Raw genomic sequence first — 1,899 nt, 5'->3', positions numbered from 1 at the left:
CACGAACCCCGCCTCCGCCAGCTCCCCGTGCCCGGGCCGCCAGGCCCGATCCGCCGCGAGCAACAGATCCGCGTCCAGCAACGAATCCCCCGCGGCCAGGGTCAGCTCCACCCCGGTCCGCCGCGCGACCTCCCGCATCGCCGCCGACTTGGTGAGCGGCTTCGGCACGGCGTAGATCTTGCGCCCCTGGAGGGACACGGTCCACCCCCGGTTCTCGGCCCACACCGCGAGGTCCTTCACCCACTCCTCGGAGAGCAGCTCGCGCTCGACGACGAGATAGACGAACAACTCCTCCGCGACCCGGTGCTTGCGCACCCACAGGGGGTCCGCCGTGGCCTCCAGATGCTCCCGCACCTCGGCGAGCGGCGCGCACTCCTCGGCGAGCCGGGCCGTCACCCGCTCGTGCCAGGCGACGTCCGTGACACCGTCCACCAGCAGATGCCCGCCGTTGGCGCAGATCGCGTACGCCGGCTGCGGACCCGGCAGATTGATCCGCTGGTACTGCTTGCGCGTCCGGGTCGTGGTGGGCACGAACACCGCCGTGTCGCCCAGCTCGGCGAGCAGCTGCGCCGCCGTCTCCGTCATGTACGACAGCGGTCTGCTCTCGTGGACCTCGACGGTGAGCAGCCGGGGCGCCCGCGCGTCCGGCATGGTCAGCGCGAGCGCGGCGGACGAATAGATGAGCGTACGGTCGAGATCGCTCGCGACGAGAACCCTGGGGCCCGGCATCAGACCGTCACCGCCTTGCCGTCGGCGCCGGTGGCGCCCCGCGTGAACTTCGGGTGGATCAACCCCACGCATGTGTACGGCAGTTCGGCCACCTCTTCCACCGGTACCCCTCTCTGTTCGGCGAGCAGACGTACGTGGTCGAGGTCCGCGCCCGCCCCGGCCCGCGCGAGGATCTTCCACGGTACCCGGCGCAGCAGCACCCGGGTGGTCTCGCCCACACCGGGCTTGACCAGGTTCACGTCGTGTATCCCGTACTCCTCGCTGATCCGCTCGACGGCCGCCCAGCCCTCCCAGGTGGGGGTGCGGTCGGCGGCGAGCAGCTCCTTGGTACGGACGTCGACCGCGTCCGCGACCTCCGCGAACCGCGCGGCTATGGCGTCCAGGAAGTCCACCGACACATCTACGTCGGCCAACTCCCGGTAGAACTTGGCCCCGTGGAAGTCGTCGGGCCCGACGAGGTCCGCGCGCAGCACGGTGCGCGAGATCAGCCCGGAGACGGTGGAGTTGAGGCAGGCGGAGGGAATCAGGAAGTCCTCCCGTGTGCCGTACGTCCGCACGCACGAGCCCGGGTCGGCGAGGACGGCGATCTCGGGGTCGAACCCGGTGATCCCGTCGGACGCCTCGAACTCCTCGATGGCGGCGGCGAGTTCACGGGTGATCGCGCCCTTGCCGGTCCATCCGTCGACGAACACGACGTCGGCGGGGTCGTGATGGGCGGCGAGCCAGCGCAGCGCGTTGGCGTCGATGCCGCGGCCCCGCACGATGGACACGGCGTAGTGCGGCACCTCGATGCCGTGCCGGTGCCGCGCCCATCGCCGCATCAGCACGCCTACGGGCGTCCCCGCGCGGGCCAGCGACACGAGGACGGGCCGCGCCGACCGCTCGGCCAGCACGGTCTCGGTCACCACACCCACGGCGGCGGCGATCCGCTCGGCGGACGCGTCGAGCGCGCTGTGGAAGAGGGCCTGGTACTGCTCGCTCGGCTGGTACTCGACCGGCAGCGACTCCGCGTAGTGCGCGCCGCCGCTCTGGATGGCCTCCTCCCGCTCCTCGGTGGGCGCCTCCAGCGTCACGTCGGAGAGATCCTGAAGCAGCCAGCCCACCTCGTCGGCGGCGTAGGAGGAGAAGCCGGGGCCGCGGAGGGGCTCGGGGAGCATGGAGTGCCTTTCC

Annotated in this window: 2 protein-coding genes; both read right to left on the bottom strand. The window is 71.7% G+C overall.

The features are described from left to right. Window positions 1-729 (bottom strand): HAD family hydrolase (locus tag P1P70_RS44115; protein WP_319248057.1); only part of this gene is annotated, 729 nt, incomplete at its 3' end. After that, the coding region (locus P1P70_RS44110; RefSeq protein ID WP_319248055.1) for a cysteine protease StiP family protein at window positions 729-1,899 on the bottom strand (1,171 nt) is incomplete at its 5' end. The genes P1P70_RS44115 and P1P70_RS44110, both read right to left, overlap by 1 nt.

Origin of the sequence: Streptomyces sp. MB09-02B (genome assembly GCF_033794485.1) — a bacterium.
In the GTDB taxonomy this organism is placed as follows: Bacteria; Actinomycetota; Actinomycetes; order Streptomycetales; family Streptomycetaceae; genus Streptomyces.
This window is presented reverse-complemented; position numbering and strand designations above follow the sequence as displayed.